This window comes from Colwellia asteriadis, from assembly GCF_039523295.1.
In the GTDB taxonomy this organism is placed as follows: Bacteria; Pseudomonadota; Gammaproteobacteria; order Enterobacterales; family Alteromonadaceae; genus Colwellia; species Colwellia asteriadis.
In genome coordinates this window covers 136571-154351 of sequence record NZ_BAAAFA010000001.1, presented here as the reverse complement: position 1 = coordinate 154351, position 17781 = coordinate 136571, and the positions used below count along the sequence as shown (strand labels likewise).

Sequence of the window (17781 nt, the reverse complement as noted above, 5' to 3'; positions counted from 1 at the left end):
CGCTATTAACTTAGTGTAAATGGTTATTTATACTGAGTTAACTCAATAATTTAGTTGCTGACCTTAGGTTAGCAATTAACAAAACTAAGTCACACGGATGTGACATCCTATTTATTTTCGTTTAATTTTTATTTACTGCCATAAAGGGTAACCCTATATGCTCAACCCTCTTTATTTTGCTCATCGCTTATTATTAAGCTGCGCTATAGTGACTTCTTTATCGGCTAATAGTACGGTTACTGATAATGCAAGTGACGGCGAGAAACTTGTTGAAAAAACTGTTCTTTATTCTGACGGTCCTTATGTCTTTACTCAAGATAAACACTTAGATGCGCATTGGTTATGCCACGGCGAAAAAGTGAGTCAACGCTTAACGCTAAGCACAGAGCAAGTCGACAATTTAGCAAGCAAACCTATTGCTGTTAGTGCCTGTGACTTACCTGCGACTATTCATAATTTAATCAACCAAGAGCACGAAATTCTCGAATACAACGGCGACTTTCCTGTTGCTGCGCTTAGCGACTTTCATGGTCAGTATGATTTAATGATTGAGCTATTAACCAATAATAATATTATTGATAAAAACCAACAGTGGGCTTTTGGTAATGGTCATTTTGTTATCACCGGTGATATCTTTGATCGCGGCGATAAAGTGACTGAGATTCTATGGTTTTTATACGACTTAGAACAACAAGCTAAAAAAGCGGGTGGTGAAATCCATTTAACCTTAGGTAATCATGAGGTAATGGTACTTAATGGCGACTTACGTTATTTACACCCTAAATACATTGAAACGGCTAAAAAGCTTAATAAACCGTTTGAGCAGTTATTTACCTCAGACAGTATTATCGGTAATTGGTTACGCAGTAAGCCAGTATTAGTTAAAATTAATAACATGCTATTTGCTCATGGTGGTTTTCATCCTGACTTAGCGAAAGATAAACGCACCTTAGTAGACATTAACCGTGTTTTTAAAGATAACTTAGTTAAAGCCGAGCTAGATAAACCACGCGAAGGTTGGGCAGAAGTTTTACATACAACCAATGGCCCTATTTGGTACCGTGGTTATTTTGCCGCCGAGAGAGGTAAAGATAATGGGGCAACTTCTGCTGAAATAGATTTATTACTTAAGCACTTTAAGGTGAAGCATTTTATTGTTGGTCATACTTCTCAAAAGCAAATTGAAACCCGCTATCAAGGACGTGTTATTGCCATTGATTCAAGCATTAAGCGAGGTCAGTACGGTGAAATATTGTTTATTGAAAATGAAAAGAAATGGCGTGGTAGTTTAAGTGGTAAGGTATTACCTTTATATCATCAATAATCAATAACCAATAACCAATAATCTGATTATAGCCAGCGTTGAGTTGGCTATAAACGGATAATACTGACGAATACCATGTAACTAAAAATTGAAAACTAGGTTAATTATAAGGCGAGATCAATTACCATTTCACGTAATTCTTCTTTTGAAATCGAGTTAGTGTGATCTTTATCAAAGCGATTAAAAATGCTTTCGCACATACGAATGCCTTTATCTTGTAATAGCACATCAATTAACTCAACAAATTCACTACGGTTTATTACACCGTCTTTATCTTCGTCAAATACTTCAAATAACTCATCTACCCACTGATTTAATTCCATAATATGGCTTCCTTATAAACCTAATTTATAGTTGAACCTTATCTCTTATTAAAGCATTTGGGAATTACTATTTACAAAAACTTACATGCTGAGCAAGTTATGCCTTTGTTATCGTATAAGTAACAACAACTATAGTTTAGTTCAGGTTTTTACGCTGTTTTCAGTTTCTTCTTATGTAAGAGAAAAATAAAAATAAAAAAATATGTATTTTTCTGTAATAAAATTGAAAAGCTTCAGACTAAGCGTTCGATTATTTATTAAGGAAGAGTTTATGAAAACAATATGGGGAAAACTCCTAACCATTGGTTTGTTATCAAGCGCTAGTCATGTTTTGGCAAATAACGAGGTATTGCCGAGTGATAAACTAACGAATGAGGCATTAACACTTGAAAGCTGTCATGTTGGCGAAATTCGCGCATCAGTAAAATGCGGTAAGCTACAAGTGCCTGAAAACTATCAAGAGCCTACGGGCGAAAAACTATTAGTTAATTTTGTGGTATTGCCCGCCATTGATAACAGTGAATATAAAGCGCCATTAATGTTTTTAGCGGGTGGTCCAGGCCAAGCTGCTGTTGAATTAGCAACAGGCTTAAATCGTGTTTTTCGAGAGGTAAGAAAAACTCGTGATATTATTTTAGTTGACCAGCGCGGTACGGGTGAAACTAACCCACTTTCTTGTGAATTTGAAGACGAGCAAGGCGTTTATGACACAACACTGCAAGACTTTAAAGCCAGTGATGTTACTGAATGTATTAGTCAATTTAAAGGTGACTTAAGTCAGTTTAATTCAGAAAACGCCATTCGTGACTTTGATGCGGTTCGTGCAGCATTAGGTCATGAAAAATTAAATATTTATGGTGGCTCTTATGGTACGCGCGCTGGTTTAGTGTATATGCGTATGTTTCCACAGTCGCTTGAAAGTGTCGTGCTAGACAGTGTTGGGCCTATTGAAGTACCTATTGGCTTATTTGGCCAAAGTGGTGCTCGAGCATTTAACTTACTACTTGAAAACTGTAAAAACAGTGACTCGTGTAATACCGCTTTTCCTAATTTAGCTGATGAGTTTCAACAAGTAAAAGCACGTTTAGCTAAAGCCCCTGTTGAGCTTGATATTATGCACCCACGTTTAGGCACACCAATAACGTTTAAACTTGATGAAGCTAAGTTTACCAATAATTTACGTATGCAACTGTACAGTGTTTCAGGGCGCTCATTAGTACCACTTGTTATTAACCAAGCGTATTTAGGTAATTACCAACCGTTAATTGGTTTAATGGCAAGTACTGAAGGTGAGCAAATGGTTTACACCGGATTGCTGTTTAATATTGTTTGTAATGAAGATATGCCAAAAGTAACAGAACAAATGTTAGCCGCCGATGCTGAAAATAATTTTGATGGCGGCATGAGCCACTTTGCTTTTAATGCCATTTGTCCGTTGTTTCCTAAATATACTCCTAGTGAAAATTTCTATGAGCCGGTTACCGCTAATATTCCAACCCTTATTTTATCAGGTGAATTAGACCCAGTAACGCCGCCAAGTAATGGCGATTACTCAAATAAAACGCTGCCTAACAGCCACCATATTGTTGTTAAAAACGCAGCGCATACCGTTGCTATGAGCACTTGTGCAAATAAAATTGTGAATGAGTTTTTAACCAAAAAAGATCCTAAATCACTTGATGAATCATGCCTTGATGAGATCCCCGATGAAAAATTCATGACCAGCGTTAACGGCATTCAATAGGCATATTTAATTTCTTGTAAAAGAAAAAGGAACAAAATTATGATTGAAGTAAATAACTTACATAAAAGCTTTATCGACAAAAAGAATAAAAAAAATACTGTTAAAGCCTTAGACGGACTGTCATTTACCGCAAAAGATGGCGAAATTACCGGTATTTTAGGCCCTAATGGCGCAGGTAAAACTACCTGTTTACGTACCCTTTACGGCTTACTTTCAGCCGATGAAGGCTTTGCTACCATTGACGGTATTCGTGTGACTGAAGATCCTATTGCAGCACGTGCAAATTTAGGGGTTTTTCCTGACAAATTTGGTCTGTATGAGCGTTTAACCGCTTACGAACAAATAGACTACTTTGCTAGTTTGCATGGTATGACTGGGCAAACGAAGCATCAAGCGATTGAGCAAGTGATCAAAGATTTAGAGCTAGAAGAGTTAGCGCACCGTAAAACTGTTGGCTTTTCGCAAGGCCAACGAATGAAAGTCACTTTGGCGCAAGCTTTAGTTCATCAACCAAAAAACTTTGTGCTTGATGAGCCAACCCGTGGTTTAGACGTCATGAGTACGCGTGTTTTACGTAATCATTTAGCAAAATTCAAAGCCAAAGGTCACTGTATTTTGTTTTCATCACATGTCATGCAAGAAGTTGCAGCGCTTTGCGATCGCGTCATTATTGTCGCTAACGGCAAATTAGCAGCACAAGGCACGCCACAAGAGTTATGTGAACTAGCGGGTGAAACGCAATTAGAAGAAGCCTTTGTGAAGTTGATTGGTTCAGATGAAGGAGTAGCAGCATAATGAACGCAGATTTTGGCCAGTTAAAAGCATTGGTATTAAAAGAATATAAAGAAGCATTTCGCGATAAGCGCGCCTTGATGGTGGCATTAATGATGGCGTTTATGGCGCCGATTATGATAGTTGTAATGTCAAAAATCATGATTGAAAAAATGGTTGATGAGCCACCGGTTTACATTAAATTTACCGGAGCAGAGTACGCCCCTAAATTAATGACCCACTTAAGCGATAATAATATTTTGCCGTTTGCTGATATTCCTGAAAGTGATAGAGGCATTTGGGATGAACGTAATATTACTTTGGAGATACCATCAGAATTTGCGCAAAATATGGCTGAAGGTAAACCGATCAAAATACACTTACAAGCTGACTTTACCGATAAAGCGGTAGCGACACCTGTAAGGCGTATCAATAGCGCGGTAAGAGACTTCTCTCTATCTATTGGTTATAAACGTTTACAGTTACGTGGTATTGATGTTCGCTTATTAAACCCTGTCACCTTGGTTGAACAAGATACCGCTAAACCAGACGCTACTTTTATCATGATTTCAATGCTGCTTGGTGTTTACTTAATGATGGCTGCTTTTATGTCAGGTCTATCGGTAGCTATTGACTCGAGTGCAGGCGAGCGTGAACGTAATGTTCTTGAAATGCTATTATGTCAGCCAGTAAGTACATTAAAAATAGTGCTTGCTAAGCTCATTAGTGCTGCCACTATTTCTCTTATTGGTGTTGTGCTTATTTTAGTGTTGACATCGGTGTCTGTCGGCTTTGTCGATCTAACCAAGGTTGGTGCTACCTTTAGTTTAGGCTTATCAACCGTGGTAACTTTATTGATATTATTATTACCTATTTGTTTATTTGCCTCAGCAGCCCAATTGTTTCTTGCTTTTCAAAGTAAAAGTTTTAAAGAAGCACAGTCAACGGTAAGTATTGTTATAGGTATTCCTGCGATAATTCCTTTTGCTATGATGATGATGGATGACAGACCGCAATGGTTAGACTGGATGCCTATTTCGGGTCAGTCATTGATCATGGAAGATATCTTTAAAGGCGTTGATGTTAATTGGTTAGCTGTGCTGGCTACCAGTGGCGTTACCTTAGCGATTACTGCTGCATTGGTACTCTCACTGGCTAAAAAGCTTAAATCAGAAAAAGTGGTTATGGCACTGAGCTAGTTTTAGTGAAATAGGTATTTATTACTGCGCTTAGCTGAACTTAGGAGGAATAATATGTTAAATTCTTGTGAAAATATATTATTAGCTCCTAAGTTCTTTGATGCTAATGCCAAAATTTATTGCAGTAAGGGTAAAAATTTGAAACATCAAGCGCTGTTTGTTCAATGGATGACGGAGCATGAAAAGCTGCTACGTCATATTATTACAGGCTTTGAAGCGAAACCGGCGATTCAAGATGAATTATTTCAAGATATAGCACTCAATATATGGCGTGCTTTACCTAGTTTTAGGCAAGACTCAGCGGTGAAAACTTTTGTTGCTCGTATTGCTCATAATATTCTAGCGACCCATGTTGCCAAAGCGGTAAAAACGATTAAAACCGAGCAAGATCTTAATGATCTTCCAGCCGAGTTTGAAAAAGATCATCACCAACCAACACCTTATCAAGCATTAGATCAAAATCAGCGTCAGCAAAAGCTTGCCAATGCCATTAGGCAGTTAAAGCTAGAGCAACAGCAGGTTATTACCCTAGCGCTTGAGGGCATGAGTTATCAAGAAATAGCTGATGTATTAACCATTACTCCTAATTTAGCTGGTGTACGTTTACAACGTGCTAAAGCCGCTTTAGCACTATTATTGGAGGCTTAATGAATAACGAGCAACCACCAAAAAAACAAAACCAGCACCATAACGACTCACCGCAAACAAATGCTGATGACTTTGATGCTTCAACATCGCCGATGCTAGATGAGCAATGGTTGAGTTTAACGCAAGACTGGCAAGAACAATCATTTGAAAAAACCGATATGAACGCACTGGTTAAGCAAACTAAACGACGTACTTATTGGGCTAAATCTTTATTAGTGCTTGATGTTATTAGTACGCTATTCATCTTTGCTATGTTCGTCTATGGCTACTTTAACGACGTTTGGTCAACAGCAACCCAAGTGTTTTTATTGGGTAGTGGGATTGGTTCAAGTATTTATGTTTATTACGAGTTTAAAATTCGCTTAAATACTTGGCAGAAAAACTGTGGTAGTCCAGAAAAGGCACTTGAAAATGCGATTGCTAGTTGTCAGTCGTCAATTAGTTATATCAAGCTAATCAAGTACAGTTTTTGGGCGATGCTGCCTATTATGAATTATTATTTTTATATTGCTTCGCAAGAGTTTGAGAAATCGCCATGGCCGCCGTTTATCGTTGTCAATTCATTGATTGTTATTATATGGCTTGTCACCCATGTCTTTCATAAAAAACGTTTAAAAGAGCTGTCATTATTGACTAAGCTCTAGTAGCAAGTGTGATTTAGTTGTTAGCCAAAGCTTGCTTAAAATAATTAACCTGAACTCGGTTGAAGAGATATTTAACAAATTGAAATATCAGCAAAAATTACTTTTATGAACCTCTAGCTTGATAGTTTTTCTTCTTTTCATATGATAAGCAAGGTAAATTTCGCGTCAATAGCTGGCCTATTGCAAGTAAATTTAACGAAGAAGTTAGGAAAATTAGCTGCTAGAGAAACATTTATTAAGCCGAGCTCAGGTTAGTTAAGCGCTGTGTATACCCGTTACCATTCAAGCGGCATATTTTAGAGCGCTTGAGTCATTTCAATTCAAGGCGCTTTAAATGCAACGGGTATAAGTATTGATAACTTTGCAGCGCTTTTTTACTCTTGAGAAAAATTCATCTAGTTATTAATATTTTGCACTTTACATGCTAAATTTGAAACAAACGGTTTTAAATTTTGTTTTTTATTATTGTTTTTGTTTTATGTTCGGTGTATCTTGTTTTTGTTAATTTATTGTCTGTTTGCCTTTAAAGGTGAAAGCTTTCAGTGAACTTTTACTCGTTAGTACTTAATAGTTTCAGCTATAAAACAGCGTAAAATGCACTAAAGCTGCCGTGTTTTGTCGTGTACTTTTTGACAAATTTGAGGCAAAATACCGCCACTAATTTTTATATGCTCTAGTTAACTATTGCTTAGCCAATAATAGAGTGTGGTTTACAGCCTTGGGCTGAAATACTTAAGGAAAAAAACATGTTTACACGTGATATGAATATTGCCGATTTTGATCCAGAACTTTATCAAGCAATGACCAATGAAGTTGTGCGTCAAGAAGAGCATATTGAATTAATTGCATCTGAAAACTACTGTAGCCCGCGCGTTCTTGAAGCTCAAGGTTCACAGTTAACTAACAAATATGCTGAAGGTTACCCAGGTAAGCGTTATTACGGTGGTTGTGAGTATGTTGATATTGCTGAACAATTAGCGATTGACCGTGCTAAAGAATTATTCGGTGCCACTTACGCTAACGTACAGCCTCATGCTGGTTCACAAGCCAACGCTGCTGTTTTTCAAGCATTAGTATCTCCAGGTGGTAAAGTGTTAGGTATGAGCTTAGCGCATGGCGGTCACTTAACACACGGTGCAAGTGTAAGCTTTTCAGGTAAATCATACGAAGCCTTTCAATATGGCTTACACCCAGAAACTGGCGATATAGATTACGAAGAGTTAGAACGTCTTGCTCATGAGCACAAACCAGAAATGATCATTGGTGGTTTCTCTGCGTTTTCAGGTGTTGTTGATTGGGCGCGTATGCGTAAAATCGCTGACGCTGTTGGTGCTTACTTCTTCGTAGATATGGCTCACGTTGCTGGTTTAATTGCTGCAGGTTTATACCCTAACCCAGTACCACACGCGCATGTGGTAACCACAACCACACATAAAACATTAGCAGGCCCACGTGGCGGTTTAATTGTTTCTGCGTGTGATGATGAAGCTATTTACAAAAAACTAAACAGTGCTGTTTTCCCTGGTGGTCAAGGTGGCCCATTAATGCACATTATCGCGGCGAAAGCGGTAGCATTTAAAGAAGCATTAGCACCAGAGTTTAAAGCATATCAACAAAATGTTTTAAATAACGCTAAAGCGATGGTTGCCGTATTACAAGAACGTGGTTACAAAGTTGTTTCTAACAGCACTGAAAACCACTTATTGTTACTTGATTTAATCGATAAAGATATTACTGGTAAAGACGCTGATGCCGCGTTAGGTAAAGCTCACATCACAGTAAACAAAAACTCAGTGCCAAATGATCCTCGCTCTCCATTTGTTACTTCAGGTCTTCGTTTAGGTACTCCAGCAATCACACGTCGTGGTTTTGGTATTGAAGAAACTAAAGCATTAACAACATGGATTTGTGACATTCTTGACGACATTAACGATGAAAGCGTAATTACTCGTGTACAAGGTCAAGTTAAAGAGTTGTGTACTAAGTTCCCTGTTTATCAAAAATAATTGAAAGTAACGGATAAATTTTTACTTTTGTAATAGAATGGTCGCCTAGAGCGGCCATTTTTTTGCCTAAAAACCTTGCGTTAAATTTTTGCAAAAGTCGGTAATAATCATCATGGCTGTTGAGCGCTTATTTTATTGAGGTAAACCATGTACTGTCCATTTTGCACTGCAACTGATACCAAAGTGATAGATTCACGCTTAGTTGCTGATGGCCATCAAATACGACGTCGCCGAGAATGCTTAGCTTGTCATGAGCGTTATACAACCTTTGAAACGGCTGAGTTAGTTATGCCGCGTATTATTAAACGTGATGGTAGTCGTGAGCCGTTCAATGAAGATAAAATGCGTAGTGGTTTAGTGCGAGCATTAGAAAAGCGCCCAGTTAGTACCGAGCAGGTTGAGTTATCTATTAATAAGCTAAAATCTCAACTTAGAGCAACCGGTGAGCGTGAAGTAACCAGTGAAATGTTGGGTAAGTTAATTATGGCGCAGCTAAAAGAGCTAGATAAAGTTGCCTATTTACGTTTCGCATCGGTGTACTTATCGTTTGAAGATATTAGTGAGTTTGCAGATGAAATTGCCCGCTTAGGTCGAGAAAAAAAGACTAAATAATTAATAACTAACCTGAACTCGGTTTAAGAAGTATTTAACAAATTGAAATATCAGCAAAAATTATTCTTCAGAATCTCTAGCTTGATAGTTTTGCTTCTTTTCATATGATAAGCAAGGTAAATTTCGCGTCAATAGCTGGCCTATTGCAAGTAAATTTAACGAAGAAGTTAGGAAAAATAGCTGCTAGAGAAACATTTGTTAAGCCGAGCTCAGGTTAACTAACTCATTGATAATAAGTTAGTGTGTTTGACGCCAATTAAACTTAAGAGACAATATTGTGACAGTAGCCCTGGTTACACCAAAACATGAATTTACCTTAGAAGATCATCAATTTATGGCAAGAGCCATAGAATTGGCGAAAAAAGGCCATTACACCGTATCGCCTAATCCTAGGGTAGGTTGTGTGTTAGTAAGTCAAGGTAAAATCATTGGTGAAGGCTATCATCAAAAAGCAGGCGAAGGTCATGCTGAAGTGAACGCCATTCGCGATGCAAAGCAGAAAAACCCGACGTTAATTAAAGGGGCAACCGCCTATGTTACGCTTGAGCCTTGTAGTCATTTTGGTCGTACGCCACCCTGTGCGCAAGGGTTAATTGATGTTGGCGTGAGCAAAGTTATCTCAGCTATGGTTGATCCTAATCCGCAAGTTTCAGGTAACGGTATTGCTATGTTGGCACAAGCGGGAATAGAAACTCAATCTGGTTTATTAGAAGCTGCTGCACGCGCACTTAATGTTGGTTTTATTAAAAAAATGACCACAACTCTGCCTTTCGTACGCTGTAAATTAGCGGCAAGCCTTGATGGCAAAACCGCAATGCACAGCGGTGAAAGTAAGTGGATCACCCAAGGTGCTGCGCGAAAAGATGTACAACGGTTAAGAGCTCAAAGTTGTGCCATTATTACAGGCTGTGACTCTATTATTACCGATAATGCTAAAATGACAGTGCGTTATAGTGAGCTAGGTGAATTACAAAAAAGCTACCCTGAAGATAAACTTCGTCAGCCTTTACGTGTGGTAATCGATAGTCAAAACCGTTTAACACCAGAGCTAGCATTTTTTCAACAGCCGTCCCCGATATTAATCATTAGAACTGAACTTGAAAACTTACGCACTTGGCCTCATTATGTTGAACAGGTACAAGTGACTTCAGTAAAAGAGAGCAATACAGACAACAATACAGACAACAATACGACTAAGGTCGATTTAAAAGCACTACTTGCTTTATTGGCAACGCGTGGTATCAATGATGTTTTACTTGAGTCTGGTGCTAGGCTTGCAGGTGCTTTTTTTGAACAAAACTTAGTCGATGAATTAATTTTATACCAAGCGCCTAAATTGTTAGGTGGTGATGGCAAAAACTTAGTGGAAATGCCAAGTATTACTGAATTAGCAAAAACTAAGCAATTATCGATCAACGAAGTGGTTATGGTTGGTGCAGATATTCGTATTACTGCAAAGGTAAATAGCGCTAATAATACAGCTAGCAATACTCATCATTAATATCGTAACTAATAAATTTAACCTTAGAGAATAACCATGTTTACAGGAATTATCGAAGCCGTTGGCACTATTAAAGCCATCAACATTAACGCACAAGGTGCGCGTATTGACATTGCGACCAATAGTTTAGATATGAGTGATGTTAAACTAGGTGACTCTATTGCCACTAATGGTATTTGTTTAACGGTGGTTGCTTTTCAATCTGCAGCAGAGCAGGGCAGTTTTAGTGCTGACGTGTCGAATGAAACACTTAAGCGCACCGGTTTTGGACATTACCAAGTTGGAAAAGCCGTTAACTTAGAAAAAGCGATGTTAGCAAGTACACGCTTTGGTGGTCATATGGTTTCTGGCCATGTTGACGGTGTTAGCGAAATTTTATCAATAACCAATAACGGTAACAGCTGGGAATACTGGCTCAGTATGCCAAGTGAGCTTAGCCATTATATTGCTGAAAAAGGCTCGGTAACCGTTGATGGTACTAGCTTAACGGTTAATAGTTTGGCTGCAGGTAAATTCCGTTTAACTATTGTGCCGCACACGGTGAAAGAAACGGTTTTTAGTGAGTATAAAATTGGCAGTAAAGTTAACTTAGAAGTTGACCTCATTGCGCGTTACTTAGAGCGTTTGCTCACTAAAGAAGTGACTACTGAGCCTGTTTCAAATATTAGCGAAAGCATGTTGCAAAAAGCCGGGTTTATTAAATAACCTACTTGTACCACTAACTTAATAATCAATTAACTAACGATCATAGAGACAATAATGAACTTAAATACCCCACAAGAAATAATCAATGATATTGCTTTAGGTAAAATGGTTATTTTAATGGACGATGAAGACAGGGAAAATGAAGGCGACTTCATTATGGCTGCTGAAAAGGTAACGCCAGCAGCGATTAACTTTATGGCAACTCATGGTCGTGGTTTGATTTGTATGCCGATGAGCAGAGAAAAATGTGAAACATTAAAGCTGCCATTAATGGTCGATAAAAATGACGCGCAATTTAGTACCAACTTTACCGTATCTATTGAAGCGGCAACAGGTGTTACTACAGGTATTTCTGCTGCCGATAGAGCAACGACAGTGCTTGCGGCAGCCAATGCTAATGCCACACACCTTGATATTGTACAACCAGGTCATATCTTCCCGTTAATTGCTAAAGATGGCGGCGTATTAAATCGCGCAGGCCACACTGAAGCCGGTGTTGATTTAGCGCGTATGGCAGGTTTTGAGTCAGCGGCTGTTATCGTTGAAATCTTAAATGAAGACGGCACTATGGCGCGTCGTAACGACTTAGAAGTTATTGCGCAAAAGCATGATATTAAAATGGGCACAATTGCCGACTTAATTGAATTTAGAAATGCGACAGAAACCACTATTGAGCGTGTTTCACAATGTAAATTACCTACGGCGTTTGGTGAGTTTGACCTAACCGTATTTAAAGATACCATTGATGGACAAGCACACTTTGCGCTAACGAAAGGTGATATTAACCCTGAAGAGCCCACTTTAGTACGCGTTCATTTAGAAAATACCTTTAGAGATTTATTATTCAGCCAGCGTGAAAGCGTAGCAACTTGGCCAATGGCAAGTGCTTTAGAGCGTATAGGTAAAGAAGGTGGCGTTTTAGTATTATTAGGTAAGCATGAATCACCAACTGAGTTAATTAACCTAGTTGAAAAATACGCTAAGATTGATGCTGGTGAAACGGTAAAAGAAATTAATCGTCATGTTGGTTCACGTAATGTTGGTGTTGGCTCGCAAATTCTAGCCAACTTAGGTGTAAGTAAAATGCGCTTGTTAAGCTCACAAACTAAATATCACTCGTTATCTGGTTTTGGTCTTGAAGTGGTTGAATATATTGCCGACTAGCACTTTATTAAAACTTAAATACAAGCTGATAATACTCAGTAATATTAAGTAACCTGAACTCAGGTTAAGTAAATAAAGTTAAATGCCCTGAAATATCAGGGCATTTTTTATTGAAAACTTGCGCATTGCGCGATATCTCTTTAACTTATCCGTTGTTTAAATTTTTATCTTAAGGGTCATTATGAAGTTTCTCTCTAGCTTAACCGCAGTTTTGTTATTACAAAGCGCTAGCACTTATGCTGCTCAAACCACTCCAACATTACAGCCAGGTCTTAGCATTGAAGAGTTACGTTTTAGTGAAGCTGAGCAAGCAATGCCTGTCATTAGCGACTATTACCATTGGCGTAGCTTTGAACAACAATGGTTAAAGCAAGACAATTACGCCAGTGCAAGGCAGTTGGTGGCAGCGTTAGGTGATGATTTATGGCAGTTTAGTAAACGTCAAAACCAACAAGGGGGGTTAAAGGATGATAGACCGCTTTATTGGACACGCTTAGCAATTACTGCGTTTCTTAAGCAAAATCCGCTTGATATTTCATTGCATGAAAATAAAGCGCTAGTTGAACAGCTTGAAGTGAGTTCACGTGGTCAAGATGACTTAGCTTTCACTCAACAAACTGAGAAGCGTATTTTATTAACCGGCTTTGACCCGTTTTTATTGGACAAAAACATCAGTCAAAGTAATCCATCAGGCTTAACCGCATTAATGCTTGATGGTAAGGTAATTGAGTATAAAGGTGTTAAAGCTGAAATTAATACGGTAATGATACCGGTGCGCTTTGAAGATTTTGACCAAGGTGAAATAGAAGACTTATTAGCGCCTTTTTATGCACTGGGTAGTGTTGATATGATCGCAACTATTTCTATGGGGCGCAGTGATTTTGACTTGGAGCATTTTCCTGCATTAAGACGCAGCTCAAGTGCGCCAGATAATCTTAATGTTTATAACGGCGGCAGTAAAACCATGCCAGTGGTACCAAAGCTGTTAAAAACTGAGTTATCTAATAAAGAGTTTGTTCAATATAGCTTACCTTATCAAGCAATGATGAAAGCTAAAGGACCTTACAAAATTAATGATAACCGAACTATTACGGTATTAGGTCAAGCAGTTGACGGTAAGGCGCTATCAGAAGAAGACAATAAAACTTTTGCTGCTAATTCACTGAAAGAGCTAAGTGACTCTGTATCAGTTGAAGGTGGTGGCGGTGGTTATTTATCTAATGAAATATCTTACCGTAGTATTTTGTTGCGTAATAAACTGGGCTCGAATATTCCTACGGGTCATATTCATACCCCTAAAACTCAGGGCTTTGATCACCAAACCAATCAAGCGATTGTTGACCAAATTAAAGCTATGCTTGAATTATCTTTAGCGGAGATTTAAGCGGTAATTATAAGTGATAATTATAAGCGATAAGAGTTCAGGTTAAATAGGCTTTGTTGGGACTATTAACCCTTAAAGTGTGGGAAGCTTTACTAATGTAGATCTTGTTTGAGTGATTGCTTAGGAAAATAGTAAAGACCAGAAACAAAAAAACGAAGAATGAGCAATGCTCTTCTTCGTTTTTTTCATTTGCTATAAGCGGTAAAGCTTATTGAGCAACAACGTTCTCAGCTTCAGGGCCTTTTTGACCTTGTTTTACGCTAAACGTTACAGCTTGGCCGTCAGCTAGAGTACGGAAACCGTCTCCAGAGATTGCGCTGAAGTGAACAAACACGTCAGGACCATTTTCTTGCTCAATAAAACCGAAACCTTTAGTTTCGTTGAAAAATTTAACTTTACCAGTAACTGTATCAGACATACTAACATTTTCCCGTAGTCATAAATAATAATGTGGTTCTTTTCTATAACGAATAATCACCGTTTCACCCGAGTAAATGCCCTCTACCATAAAAGTACAGGAAGAGGAAGGATACAAACTATATTCATCACAAACATGCTCAAAACAATTAGTTTGCATTGTTTAAATCCGTTTGCTTAGAATATACAAGTACATCAAAACTTGATAAATCTACAACAAAAATCAGTAAAACCTTCATCTGCAACGCAAGAACTCAACGCAAAAGTAGTCTAGCACAGTTATTTTTAATATGCTTTATAAAATACCGTAATAGTTCAATATTTATTTGTAATAAAGATATATCAATGAGATATGAGCTACAGCGCAATATTTACGAGGGGGTTGTAAGGTAGATTAAACGAAATGAGAACAATTTAGCTCTCATTTCGTTTCGTTTTTCCGGGGTTTTTGTCAATTTACGGTAAATTTATAATGCCGCAATTTGTGCTTTTTGCTCGTGCATTTTAGCCAATGTTGAATCCGCTTCTGCCAGTTTGGCATTTTCTTTTTCGATAACTGCTGCTGGTGCTTTACTGACGAAGTTATCGTTACTTAACTTACCACGGGTTTTAGCGGCTTCTTTTTCAATTTTGTCGATTGCTTTGTCTAAACGCGCTAGCTCGGCTTCTTTGTCAATCAGCCCTGCCATTGGAATAAGCACAGATAAATCGCCAACAACAGCAGACGCTGAGGCTGGGCCTTGTTCATCATCAGCAAGTACATTAATGGTTTCAAGCTTAGCAAGCGCACTTAAAAATTGCTCGTTTTCACTTAAGCGACGTTTATCGTTGTCATTAACGTTTTTCAGTAATACCGGTAATGGTTTACTTGGTGAAATATCCATTTCACCACGAATATTACGAATAGCGACAATAAATTGCTTAACCCACTCTAAATCACCAATTGCTTGTTGATCACAATTACTTTCGTTAAATTGTGGGAACGCTTGAGTCATGATTGAGTCACCTTGTTTACTAAAGTCACTTAATGGCTGTACGCGTTGCCAAATTGTTTCGGTAATAAATGGCATAATTGGGTGCATTAAACGCAGTAAGCTTTCTAAAATATTAACTAAGGTATGTCGTGTACCACGTTGTTGCGCTTCATTGCCTTTAAATAATACAGGCTTGGTTAATTCTAAGTACCAATCACAAAATTGGTTCCATGTGAATTCATATAAAGCTTGTGATGCTAAGTCAAAACGGAATGAGTCAAACGCTTCATGCACTGTTTTCACGGTTTGTTCAAACTGACCGATAATCCAACGATCCGCTAATGAAAGTTCCATTTCTGCATTTGCATCTGTACCACAATCAAACTCTTCAGTATTCATGAGTACATAACGACTTGCGTTCCATAACTTGTTAGTAAAGTTACGGTAACCCTCCAGACGCTTCATATCCCAGCTGATATCGCGACCTGTAGTCGCAACTGACGTTAAGGTAAAACGTAAAGCGTCAGTACCGTGTGCTTCAATGCCATTAGGAAATTCTTTTTTGGTTAGCTTTTCAATTTTAGCGGCCATTTTTGGCTGCATCATATTGCCGGTACGTTTTTCTAATAAATCTTCAAGAGAAATACCATCGATCATATCTAAAGGATCAATAACATTACCTTTTGATTTACTCATTTTATCGCCATTTTCATCACGAATAAGGCCGGTCATGTAAATCTTTTTAAATGGAATTTGTGCTTTACCATTTTCATCTTTATTGAAGTGCATAGTCATCATGATCATACGCGCAACCCAGAAGAAAATAATATCAAAACCTGTCACAAGTACATCAGTTGGGTGGAAGGTTTTTAAATCGTCGGTATCTTTTGGCCAACCTAAGGTTGAGAAGGTCCATAAAGCAGAAGAGAACCATGTATCTAATACATCATCATCTTGGCTTAGCGTTATATCGTCAGCAATGCTATTAGCAGCACGAACTTCAGCTTCAGTGCGACCTACATACACTTTACCATTTTCATCATACCAAGCTGGAATACGATGTCCCCACCAAAGCTGACGAGAGATACACCAGTCTTGAATGTCGCGCATCCATGAGAAGTATAAGTTTTCATACTGTTTTGGAACAAACTCTATTTGACCATCTTTTACTGCATCTACCGCAGGGCCGGCTAATTTTTCTACGCGAACATACCATTGGTCGGTAAGTAATGGCTCAATAATAACGCCAGATCTATCGCCGTACGGAGCAACTAAGTCATGATCTTTTACTTCAACTAATAAGCCTAGTTCGTCAAATTTAGCAACGATGGCTTTACGGGCATCAAAGCGATCCATTCCCGCAAATTCACTGGGTAATTGAGCATCGTATGCATCACAAGCTTCGCCTTTGGTGTCATAAACTTCAGCTGTTGCTAATACTGCAGCGTCTTTATCGAAAATGTTAATTTGTGGTAATTGATGACGTTTACCCACTTCATTGTCGTTAAAGTCATGGGCAGGGGTTATTTTTACGCAACCTGTACCTTTTTCCATGTCGGCATGATCATCACCAACAATGGGAATTAAACGGTTAACCAGTGGTAATAATACTTGCTTGCCAATTAAATCTTTATAGCGCGGATCTTCAGGGTTCACCGCAACACCGGTATCACCTAACATGGTTTCAGGGCGGGTAGTGGCTACAACTAAATAATCATGGCCTTCCGCGGTTTTTTCACCATTTGCTAACGGGTAGCGTAAGTGCCACATATGACCTTTTTTATCTTTGTTTTCTACTTCTAAGTCTGAAATTGCGGTATGAAACTTTGGATCCCAGTTAACTAAACGCTTACCACGATAAATTAAGTCATCTTCATAAAGGCGAACAAATACTTCTTGTACCGCTTCTGACATGCCTTCGTCCATCGTAAAACGCTCACGCGTCCAATCTATAGAGTTACCTAAACGGCGCATTTGTTTACCGATAGTACCGCCAGACTCTTCTTTCCATTCCCAAATTTTATCAATAAACCCGTTACGACCGTAATCGTGGCGTGTTTTATCTTCTTCAGCCGCTATTTTACGTTCAACGACCATTTGTGTTGCAATACCAGCGTGATCACAGCCCGTTTGCCATAAGGTATTTTTACCTTGCATACGTTGATAACGAATTAAAGTGTCCATGATGGTTTGTTGAAAAGCATGACCCATGTGCAAGCTACCAGTGACATTTGGCGGCGGAATAGCAATGCTATAGCTGTCGCCTTCGCCTGTAGGGCTAAAGTAACCTTGCTCTTCCCAGCTGGTATACAAGGATTGTTCGATGTCGGTTGGGTTGAAAGTTTTTTCCATCATGTGTTCCAAT

At 38.5% G+C, this 17781-nt stretch carries 15 protein-coding genes; 12 read left to right on the top strand and 3 right to left on the bottom strand.

Features of this window, described 5'->3' with window-relative positions; genetic code table 11:
* Positions 1–157: 157 nt before the first annotated feature.
* Positions 158–1324, top strand: coding sequence for a metallophosphoesterase (locus tag ABD005_RS00655; RefSeq protein WP_343813715.1), 1167 nt, complete (start codon positions 158–160; stop codon positions 1322–1324).
* Positions 1325–1428: 104 nt separating this feature from the next.
* Here ABD005_RS00655 and ABD005_RS00650 read toward each other — a convergent pair whose 3' ends face one another.
* The gene (locus ABD005_RS00650; protein ID WP_343813713.1) at positions 1429–1647 is read right to left on the bottom strand and encodes an EF-hand domain-containing protein; all 219 of its coding nucleotides are present in this window, start codon (positions 1645–1647) and stop codon (positions 1429–1431) included.
* A 271-nt stretch (positions 1648–1918) separates the two neighbouring features.
* Here ABD005_RS00650 and ABD005_RS00645 point away from each other — a divergent pair, with 271 nt between their 5' ends.
* From ABD005_RS00645 to ABD005_RS00595, 11 genes are all read left to right on the top strand, one after another.
* Positions 1919–3391 (top strand): alpha/beta hydrolase, encoded by a 1473-nt coding sequence (locus ABD005_RS00645; RefSeq protein ID WP_343813710.1) that lies wholly within the window; start codon positions 1919–1921, stop codon positions 3389–3391.
* 39 nt (positions 3392–3430) lie between these two features.
* A complete protein-coding gene (locus tag ABD005_RS00640; RefSeq protein ID WP_215979968.1) occupies positions 3431–4186 on the top strand; it encodes an ABC transporter ATP-binding protein in 756 nt (251 codons plus the stop codon).
* Positions 4186–5361 carry an ABC transporter permease gene (locus tag ABD005_RS00635; protein ID WP_215979967.1) on the top strand — a complete coding sequence of 392 codons (1176 nt, stop codon included), beginning with the start codon at positions 4186–4188 and terminating at the stop codon, positions 5359–5361. Before ABD005_RS00640 ends, ABD005_RS00635 begins: the two co-directional genes overlap by 1 nt.
* A 54-nt stretch (positions 5362–5415) precedes the next feature.
* A complete protein-coding gene (locus ABD005_RS00630) occupies positions 5416–6009 on the top strand; it encodes an RNA polymerase sigma factor (RefSeq protein WP_215979966.1) in 594 nt (197 codons plus the stop codon).
* Positions 6009–6653, top strand: coding sequence for a hypothetical protein (locus tag ABD005_RS00625; RefSeq protein ID WP_343813701.1), 645 nt, complete (start codon positions 6009–6011; stop codon positions 6651–6653). Before ABD005_RS00630 ends, ABD005_RS00625 begins: the two co-directional genes overlap by 1 nt.
* A gap of 746 nt (positions 6654–7399) precedes the next feature.
* A complete protein-coding gene (gene glyA, locus ABD005_RS00620) occupies positions 7400–8659 on the top strand; it encodes a serine hydroxymethyltransferase (RefSeq protein ID WP_343813698.1) in 1260 nt (419 codons plus the stop codon).
* A 147-nt stretch (positions 8660–8806) separates the two neighbouring features.
* Positions 8807–9271 carry a transcriptional regulator NrdR gene (gene nrdR, locus ABD005_RS00615; protein WP_215980062.1) on the top strand — a complete coding sequence of 155 codons (465 nt, stop codon included), beginning with the start codon at positions 8807–8809 and terminating at the stop codon, positions 9269–9271.
* A gap of 277 nt (positions 9272–9548) precedes the next feature.
* The gene (gene ribD / locus ABD005_RS00610) at positions 9549–10772 is read left to right on the top strand and encodes a bifunctional diaminohydroxyphosphoribosylaminopyrimidine deaminase/5-amino-6-(5-phosphoribosylamino)uracil reductase RibD (protein WP_343813692.1); all 1224 of its coding nucleotides are present in this window, start codon (positions 9549–9551) and stop codon (positions 10770–10772) included.
* 36 nt (positions 10773–10808) lie between these two features.
* Entirely contained in the window at positions 10809–11477 is a 669-nt protein-coding gene (locus ABD005_RS00605; RefSeq protein WP_343813689.1) for a riboflavin synthase, read from the top strand.
* A gap of 54 nt (positions 11478–11531) precedes the next feature.
* Complete coding sequence (ribB, locus tag ABD005_RS00600) at positions 11532–12641, top strand: 3,4-dihydroxy-2-butanone-4-phosphate synthase (RefSeq protein ID WP_215980674.1); 1110 nt, start codon at positions 11532–11534, stop codon at positions 12639–12641.
* Between the two features lie 181 nt (positions 12642–12822).
* Positions 12823–14025, top strand: coding sequence for a hypothetical protein (locus ABD005_RS00595; RefSeq protein WP_343813685.1), 1203 nt, complete (start codon positions 12823–12825; stop codon positions 14023–14025).
* A 208-nt stretch (positions 14026–14233) separates the two neighbouring features.
* On the opposite strand, the gene ABD005_RS00590 is transcribed toward ABD005_RS00595, so the two are convergent.
* Together ABD005_RS00590 and ABD005_RS00585 are read right to left on the bottom strand one after the other, a co-directional pair.
* On the bottom strand, positions 14234–14443 hold the full coding sequence (locus ABD005_RS00590; RefSeq protein ID WP_215980672.1) for a cold-shock protein: 210 nt from the start codon (positions 14441–14443) through the stop codon (positions 14234–14236).
* Positions 14444–14909: 466 nt separating this feature from the next.
* On the bottom strand, positions 14910–17768 hold the full coding sequence (locus tag ABD005_RS00585; RefSeq protein ID WP_343814837.1) for a valine--tRNA ligase: 2859 nt from the start codon (positions 17766–17768) through the stop codon (positions 14910–14912).
* Positions 17769–17781 lie beyond the last annotated feature (13 nt).